The organism is Flavobacterium sp., assembly GCF_049318325.1.
Lineage (GTDB): Bacteria > Bacteroidota > Bacteroidia > Flavobacteriales > Flavobacteriaceae > Flavobacterium.
In genome coordinates, this window is the sequence record NZ_JBMOGQ010000120.1 from 1 (window position 1) to 6,850 (window position 6,850).

Sequence of the window (6,850 nt, forward strand, 5' to 3'; positions counted from 1 at the left end):
CATCAATGTCTGGATTGGGTTTTTCCACATCTTTAACCTCAACCTTAACATCAGCCTGATTCGGCATTTCAGGTTTTTTGAATTTTTTATTTTGGTAGTTCATGTTGACATCTTTTAATTTTCCTTTTACAAGCATTTTCCACATTCCTACTTTCTTCCCATTTTTAAAAAGACCTTGGGCTGCAATTTGATTATCAACACCTCTAAAGATTGCTTGTCCATCATATTCACCATTTTTATATGTTGACTCTTCGAGTACTATTCCGTTTTCGGCATAACTTTTATAAGCGCCGTTTTTAATTCCATCCTTGTAGGTAGTTTCTTCAGCTATTTCTCCACTTTTATAAAACACTTTTCTAATGCCATTCAATTTTCCGTTTACATATAATTCTAGTGTCATAATAGAAGGGAAATCTTCATGGTAGTATTTCCATTCGCCTTCAAATTGTTTATTAACCACTTTCCCTTCGCTTACTTTATTTTTATTTTGATTGTAAAAAATAGTATAGCACGAATTGTCTTTTGCATTAAATTCTCTAGTAGCGATTACTGTTCCCGCTTTGGTATCATCAAAGAATTTGAAAGTGCCAATTTCTTTTCCATGCTCAAAAGCACCTTCATATCTTGGTCGCTTTGACCCTTCATAAACACCCTTCCACAATCCGTTTTTTTTGCCGTTTTCATCTAATTTATTGATGTCTTGAGCAAAAACTGAAATTGAAGTTAATAAACATACTAAAATATATTTCATACTATTTTTTTTATTGAACTTTATTGCAAAAATAAACTAATATACAAAACGAAAAATATGATTAAATAGTATTTACGGATATAAAATTCAAATAATATGATAAACAGATTAGAAGTTAATTATAACTATATTTTTTTAACTGATATTTGTTTTTTAAGATATTATTGGGAATTTAAATTATTCTTTTTATATTTGGAAAAATTTAAAACTTAAACCAAATGAGAAATTTAATTAAAGGTATTACGTTAGTAGCTCTAGCTTTTGTGGCTTTTTCATGTTCAACTGACTCCGAAGAGAAAAATTTAAAATCAGTTACTATAATTGATATTGCAAAAGCAACTCCTGAGTTGAGCACTTTTGTCGAAGCTGTAGAACTTGCAGGATTAACAGAAGAATTAGATAAACCTGGTAATCTTACAGTATTTGTTCCAAACAATGACGCTTTTGATATTTTGGCAGCTAATTTAGGAATAACTGATTTAAGTCAAGTTGATCCAGTGCTTTTAGCTGATGTACTTAAATATCATGTTTTAGGTGCTAGAGTTTCATCTTCAGATTTATCTGATGGTCAAGAAGCTGCTACATTACAAGGGCAAAATATTACAGTTACTTTATCTCCAAATGCTTTCTATCCTGAATATGATACTGATTTAGGTGACTTTGAAGAAACAAGTGTTTTTATCAATAGTGCGAGAGTTTTTGCTAGAGATGTAAAATGCTCTAATGGTATTATTCATGTTATTGACGCTGTTTTATTGCCAAGTTCATAATTATCATATAATTCACAATATGAAAAGCTTCTCAAATCGAGGAGCTTTTTTTATGATCCTAATTCTAAAGACCTAACATTAGTCTCTTTTATAGCTTCGATGATTGTTTTCTTAACTTCAAAAAACAATCACTATCATAATACAACAACATGACATTTGGCAAGAATACTAGATTTTGTTTCCTGTAAAATAAATACCATTTTATTATCATATACATTATCCCTAAGTTGATCACGATGTTTTGTTTAACTCATGGGAATGCTACTAAATAAAAAAACCAATAATAAACCTAAGGATTTATTAAAATAAGCTGATATACAAATTAAACAAAAGTGTTAAATTTTTTATAAAACTTATTTTGTTTAAACTTTTATGTTTTTTGTTAAACAAAATAATTTAGTTTTGCATTAAACATTAAACAAAATAACTATGGAAAAATTAACAAAAATTATCGGAATCGCATTTTTAGCGGTAAGTGTATTATCATGTAGTGATGATAATGAAAGTCAACCAACCATTGTGGATATTGCATCAGATAATGCAGATTTCTCAATTCTAGTAAGAGCATTAGAACGTACTGATCTAGTAAGTACTTTAGATGGGAGCGGACAATTTACAGTATTTGCACCAACGAATGCAGCGTTTACTACTTTTTTTAATTCTCTAGGCACTGGAGTGACTGTAGAAAATGTAGATGCTGCAGTACTAAAAAAAATATTACTAAATCACGTTATTGGTGATGAAATTAAAAGTGGCGAGTTACCAGCTGCTACTTACGCCTCTACTTTATCACCTTTTAATACTTCTGTAAATGCACCAACTATTAGTATGTTCGTTCAGAAAGCTGGAAGTGTAGTAACAATAAATGGTGGTTCAGCAAATGGTGGAGCTACAGTAACCACTGCAGATTTAGATGCTAGTAATGGCGTTATCCATGTTGTAGGTAATGTTATCGCTATTCCTACGGTAGTTAATCATGTTATTGCAAATCCTGATTTTGACACATTACAAACGGTTGTGACAAGTACAGATCAAGCTGCAGTATTAGGAGCTTTATCAGGACTTACTGCTACAGCACCAGCCACTCTTTTTGCACCAAATAATGCAGCTTTTACAGCAGCTTTAGGAGCAGGTGGTTTTGCTTATAGTGCAACTGCTGCTCAAGTTACAAAAGTGTTACAATATCATGTAACTACTGCTGGAAATGTTCGTTCAAGTCAATTGGCAAATAATCAAGTGGTTCCTATGTTTACAAGTCCAGTTCTAAATGTAACTGTAATTCTTGGAACAAGTAATCCAGTTACTGTTGATATTAAGGATACTCAAAATATTTTATCAAGAGTATTCCAAGCTGATATTCAAGCTTCAAATGGAGTGATTCATGGAGTTAATAAAGTGTTACGTCCATTTTAATTTAAACATTGCTATGAAGAAGAGAAAAGCGCGGTTTTTTAACTGCGCTTTTTTTATGATCCTAATTCTAAAGCCCTATCACTAGCAGCTTTCACAGCTTCAACAAATGTTTGTTCCAAATTTCCTCTTTCAAAAACTTTTAAGGCACTTTCTGTTGTTCCTCCTTTTGAGGCTACTTTAGCTATCCATTCTACATTAGATAAAGAATAACTATTTTGTATGGCTACTGAGCATGAAAGTTTGGTTAACTAACAACTCGGCTTGCGATTCATTAAATCCTAAATCGACTGCCGCTTTTATCATAGCTTGCATAAAATAACAAACATATGCTGCTCCGCTTTCTAATATGGCAGTCTTTTAATAGAGCTTTAATTACTGAGCCAAAACACTAAAATCTTGTGGTTTGATAAATCGGGAAATGATAAAACTATTGGCATATGTTTTACCCATGTTTCCGCGACCAATTATTAGTACTTTCATGACTTTAAAAAAAAACGCTGTTTAAAGATATGTTTTTAAAAAGCGTTTTTTTAATGTATTATAAAAAATTATTTTTTGTTTTTCAATTGCTTTTGGGCTTCAGCTTGTTCCATCATTTCTCTCATTTTCTTTTGGAACTTACTTTCTGTTTTTGGCTTGGCTTTGTTTTCCTGAATTTGCGCATGAATCTTTTCGCTGTCAATAAAATATTTTTTGATAACCAACATAATTCCAATGGTAATTAAATTGGAAATAAAGTTATACAAACTCAATCCGGACCCATAACTATTGAAGAAAATTAACATCATTACAGGTGAAACATATATCATGATTTTCATGATTTTAGCCATATCCGGCATTCCGTCTTGTTGTGGTTGTGCCATTGCTTGATCACCTGAAGTCATTTTCATATAAAAGAAAATCGCTATTGCAGCCAATATTGGAAACAAACTCACGTGATCTCCATAAAGAGGAATATGGAAAGGTAATTTGAATATTTGGTCAAACGAAGATAAATCGTCTGCCCAAAGGAAGCCTTTTTGTCGCAATTCAAATGCCGATGGAAAAAACTGAAAAGACGCATACATAAATGGAATTTGTATCAACGCCGGAATACAACCGGCCATCGGATTTACTCCAGCTTTATTGTAAAGCTTCATGGTTTCCTGTTGTTTTTTCATTGGATCTTTTTTAAATTTTTCTCCAATTTCCGTAATTTCAGGACGCAAAACTTTCATCTTCGCTTGCGATAAGAATGATTTAAACGTAATAGGTGACATTGCAATTTTAATCAGTATTGTGAAAATAATGATTGCAATTCCCAATCCCATAAACGAACTTAAAAATCCAAATAACGGAATGAAAATAAATTTGTTTATCCAACCAAAAACTCCCCAACCTAACGGAACAATTTTTTCAAGATTTCTATCGTAACTTTTTAGGGTATTATAGTCTGTCGGTCCATAATACCAATTCATTTTATAGTCTAACTCACCATTACTGAAGGCTAATGGCATTGTTGCTTTATACTGTTTGGTGAAAATGGTATCTTTCTTTTCATCTTTCACTAAGTCGTTCGAATACAATTTTGCATTTTCGAATGGTGTTTTAGTTAATAGTATACTCGTGAAAAAATGTTGCTTGTAGGCAATAAAAGTTGCCTTTTCAGGGTTCTCTTCTTTATCATTTCCTTGTGCAACGTAATCGATTTTTCCATCTTCATACTCGAAATAAATCTCAGCGTAACGATTTTCATAAGAAATACTTCTTTCGTTGCGATACGATTTCAAACCCCATTGCAAATCTATCGGCTTTGATGTATTTAAAATAGTATTTAGTCCCCGAGTTTGTATATCAAAATCAACTAAATATTTGTTTGGCGCTAAAACATATTTGTATTCCAAATATTCATTTACACCAGCTTTCAACTTCATTGAAAGAATTTGATTTTCCCCTACTTTGGTCAATGTTGGTTCAAAAAACAAGTCTTTTGTATTTAAAACTCTGTTGTCCTTAGTTTGCAATTGAAGATTGAAACTTGAGTTATTATCTTTAATCAATTCAACTAATTTCCCCGAATTTTTTTTGAATTTTTCAAACTTTTTCAAAGTAGCTTCAACAACATACCCACCTTTATTGGCTATTTTTAAGCTTACGAATTCATTCTCTAAAGTGGTGAAATTTTCTTTAGCAGAAGGCAATGTTGAAGAATAGGCAAAACTTCCTAATGTTCCTTGCAATTGTTTTATTTTAGCAGAATCTGTAACTGTAGAATCTAAAGCAATTAAAGCAACTTTTTTTGGTGCAGTTTGTTTAGCTTTTTGAATGCTGTCTTTGGCGATTCTTGCTTTTTCAAGCCGTTCATTTTGAGAGGTTTTCTGGCCATTGTACATCATCCAAATAATGATAATGAATATCAAACCAAAACCAATAATTGTATTAAAATCAAATTTCTTTTCTTCCATAGTAATGCTGTCCCGAAGTTTCGGGATAATTTCGATATATTATTTATTTTTATGTTTTACCATTGCGGCCACAAAGCTAACGAAAATTGGGTGTGGATTCGCAACTGTGCTCTTATATTCTGGATGGTATTGAACTCCTATAAAAAATGGATGGTTTTCCAATTCAATAATCTCTACCAAACCTGTTTCCGGATTAATTCCAGAACAAATTAATCCCGCTTTTTCTAATTGTTCTCTGTACTCATTATTAAATTCATAACGATGACGGTGACGTTCAGTAATTTGAGTGTTATTATAAATTTTGAGCGCCAAAGTTCCTGCTTTTATATCACATCTCCATGCTCCTAATCGCATTGTTCCGCCTTTATCAGTTATGGTTTTTTGGTCTTCCATAATGGAAATAACCGGATACTTGGTTTTCTCATTCATCTCGGTTGAGTTTGCATCTTTTAAGCCTAAAACGTTTCTCGAATATTCGATAACAGCCATCTGCATTCCAAGACAGATTCCGAAAAAAGGAATATTGTTTTCACGAGCATAGCGAACCGTATCTATTTTTCCCTCTATCCCGCGACCGCCAAATCCAGGCGCTACCAATATTCCGTCCAAGTCTTTTAACTGTTCTTCTGCTGTTTTAGCATCTAAATATTCCGAATGAATTGAAATAACATTTACTTTGGTTTGATTTGCCGCACCAGCATGAATAAATGACTCCAAAATAGATTTATAGGAATCTTGCAATTCTACATATTTCCCAACCAAACCAACATTTACAGTTTGCTTAGGATGTTTTAGTCGGTGAAGAAAAGTGTTCCAGTTTTTCAAATCCGGTGCTGCTTTTTTGGGCAAGTTTAATTTCTTCAATGCCACAAGATCCAAACCTTCTTCAAGCATCAAATTCGGCACTTCATAAATCGTAGAAGCATCAATAGACTGAATTACGGCTTCTCGTTTTACATTGCAAAACAAAGCCAATTTTTGACGCAATTCATCTGATAATTCGTGTTCGGTTCTACAAACCAAAATATCTGCCTGAATTCCGCTTTCCATTAATGTTTTAACAGAATGTTGGGTTGGTTTTGTTTTCAATTCGCCTGCAGCAGCTAAATAAGGAATTAATGTTAAATGTACAACTATGCTATTGTGTTCTCCCAACTCCCAAACCAATTGCCGCACCGATTCAATATAAGGCAACGACTCAATATCGCCGACTGTTCCACCAATTTCAGTAATCACTATATCAAATCGCCTGATTTACCAAGCAATTGCATGCGTTCTTTAATTTCATTGGTAATATGAGGAACAACTTGAACGGTTTTACCTAAAAACTCCCCGCGACGCTCTTTTTCAATAACCGAAAGATATACTCTTCCTGTTGTTACATTATTAGCTTGTGAAGTCGGCACATTTAAAAATCGTTCGTAGTGACCTAAATCAAGATCGGTTTCTGCTCCATCATCTGTTACAAAACA

At 32.8% G+C, this 6,850-nt stretch carries 6 protein-coding genes and 1 pseudogene; 2 read left to right on the top strand and 5 right to left on the bottom strand.

Annotated elements, in window-relative coordinates:
* The coding region (locus tag ACOYLP_RS09815) for a toxin-antitoxin system YwqK family antitoxin (RefSeq protein ID WP_422855995.1) at nucleotides 1-751 on the bottom strand (751 nt) is incomplete at its 3' end.
* Nucleotides 752-969: 218 nt separating this feature from the next.
* Here ACOYLP_RS09815 and ACOYLP_RS09820 point away from each other — a divergent pair.
* Nucleotides 970-1,521: a fasciclin domain-containing protein gene (locus ACOYLP_RS09820; protein WP_422855996.1), complete on the top strand. Its 552-nt coding sequence runs from the start codon at nucleotides 970-972 to the stop codon at nucleotides 1,519-1,521.
* Between the two features lie 429 nt (nucleotides 1,522-1,950).
* Complete coding sequence (locus ACOYLP_RS09825; RefSeq protein ID WP_422855997.1) at nucleotides 1,951-2,934, top strand: fasciclin domain-containing protein; 984 nt, start codon at nucleotides 1,951-1,953, stop codon at nucleotides 2,932-2,934.
* A gap of 53 nt (nucleotides 2,935-2,987) precedes the next feature.
* Here ACOYLP_RS09825 and ACOYLP_RS09830 read toward each other — a convergent pair whose 3' ends face one another.
* The 4 genes and pseudogenes from ACOYLP_RS09830 to ACOYLP_RS09845 all read right to left on the bottom strand — a co-directional run.
* Nucleotides 2,988-3,155: a pyrroline-5-carboxylate reductase family protein gene (locus ACOYLP_RS09830; RefSeq protein WP_422855999.1), complete on the bottom strand. Its 168-nt coding sequence runs from the start codon at nucleotides 3,153-3,155 to the stop codon at nucleotides 2,988-2,990.
* On the bottom strand, nucleotides 3,145-3,282 hold the full coding sequence (locus ACOYLP_RS09835) for a pyrroline-5-carboxylate reductase family protein (RefSeq protein WP_422856000.1): 138 nt from the start codon (nucleotides 3,280-3,282) through the stop codon (nucleotides 3,145-3,147). The genes ACOYLP_RS09830 and ACOYLP_RS09835 overlap by 11 nt, the downstream gene beginning before the upstream one ends.
* A 200-nt stretch (nucleotides 3,283-3,482) precedes the next feature.
* Nucleotides 3,483-5,378 carry a membrane protein insertase YidC gene (gene yidC / locus ACOYLP_RS09840; RefSeq protein WP_422855998.1) on the bottom strand — a complete coding sequence of 632 codons (1,896 nt, stop codon included), beginning with the start codon at nucleotides 5,376-5,378 and terminating at the stop codon, nucleotides 3,483-3,485.
* A 39-nt stretch (nucleotides 5,379-5,417) separates the two neighbouring features.
* A pseudogene (locus ACOYLP_RS09845) lies at nucleotides 5,418-6,850 on the bottom strand (CTP synthase); the annotation flags it as partial.